Origin of the sequence: Streptococcus sp. HMSC063B03, from assembly GCF_001836965.1 — a bacterium.
GTDB lineage: Bacteria > Bacillota > Bacilli > Lactobacillales > Streptococcaceae > Streptococcus > Streptococcus pneumoniae_F.
On the sequence record NZ_KV831057.1, the window covers coordinates 1 to 1,340 of the forward strand.

2 protein-coding genes are annotated in these 1,340 nt (G+C 35.1%); both read left to right on the plus strand.

Annotated features, from left to right (window positions below; genetic code table 11):
* Positions 1–608, plus strand: a 608-nt coding sequence (locus HMPREF2628_RS08155) for a polymorphic toxin type 15 domain-containing protein (protein WP_083320550.1), incomplete at its 5' end; no start/stop codon positions are given.
* Positions 609–612: 4 nt separating this feature from the next.
* Positions 613–1,152: a T6SS immunity protein Tdi1 domain-containing protein gene (locus tag HMPREF2628_RS08160; RefSeq protein WP_004263621.1), complete on the plus strand. Its 540-nt coding sequence runs from the start codon at positions 613–615 to the stop codon at positions 1,150–1,152.
* Positions 1,153–1,340: the final 188 nt, after the last annotated feature.

The window sequence follows — 1,340 nt, forward strand, 5'->3', positions numbered from 1 at the left end:
TGATGCACTTCTCAAGTAAACATGCGGATGATGTGGTGAGAGGTGTAGGTGGTTCTGGAGAAGTAGCAAACAGGGGAGAAGATTTATTACAATCAACTAAAGAGATTCAAAGGATTGAGGAGATTAACGTAGTATTTAAACGTAATCCGAAACATGATGAAGCCGAGTTTATTCGTCAATTGAAAGGACAAGAAGAAGGTTTAAACAAATTAGCTGTAAAAGAGTATTTTGAAAATAGGAAAGAATACATCAAAAACGGACGTTCATCGGAAGCTAAAGCTGCTCAAAAAGCTGCCAGAGAAAATGCTCTAGCAGATAAATACAATGAGATGTTGCTACAAGGGAATTCTCGTTCAGAAGCTAAGCGCATTGCTGAGGACTGGATAAAAACACAAGCTGCTTTGCATGATCCAGATATGATAGCCGGCGGTTATGCTACTAAAATTACAGGTATGGGAGATACTCGTATTAATTCTTCTCTAGGATCTCAATGGCGTTCAAGAATAAGCGAAATGGATCAGCAAATACGTAAAGCAACTGAACATCTTTTAAAAGATGATTTGGATAAAACAAGGCTCAATATTAAATTGGAATATATACAGAGGTGATATTATGTTAGATGATTTTATAAAAGTTATGGCGATGCCTCAGGATGTAGTTGAAAAATACCGTACTATGGTACCAGATGAATTGATTCAAATTTGGCAAAATCAAGGTATAGGAACTTTTTTAGGAGGATATTTAAAAATTATTAATCCTGAGGAATATAGAGATTTGTTGGATTCAACATACTTCCGTGGGGACTTAGCAGTTCCAATATTTGTGACAGCATTCGGTGATATTATAACATTTGAAGAAAATAGATATTTAAGGCTTGTAAAGTACAAAGATGGAGTATTTGAAATCATTTTGGAAAACTTTCTATTTTTCTTGAAATTCTTGAAGGATGAAGATTTTCAGAAGGATTATTTTGAAATTGATTTATATAAAAGTGCATTGAAACAATACGGAGACTTAGATTATGATTATTGCTTTGGATTTGTCCCATTGCTTGGTTTAGGTGGACAGAAGACTGTGGAAAATATAGATAAGGTAAAAATAAAAGAGCATATTTATATTATTTCGGAGCTTGTTGGAAATATTGGGATGTGATAGAACCTTTATCGGAGGAACTCTTTATCGTTCTGATTTCCGTATGTCATTTGTCGATAAAATTGATGAATTAAAAAGGATTGCTCGAATGAGATTGGTTCCTGGTGGGGCGATGTCGTTGAGGGCACACGGAATTTACCGCTTCCTCAAGAGATGAAAGATACACTCCTGTTTGCGGAAGGTTTTAT

Coding starts and splice junctions, on each gene's coding strand:
- HMPREF2628_RS08160 (WP_004263621.1), top strand. CDS start 613: ATGTTAGATGATTTTATAAAAGTTATGGCGATGCCTCAGGATGTAGTT.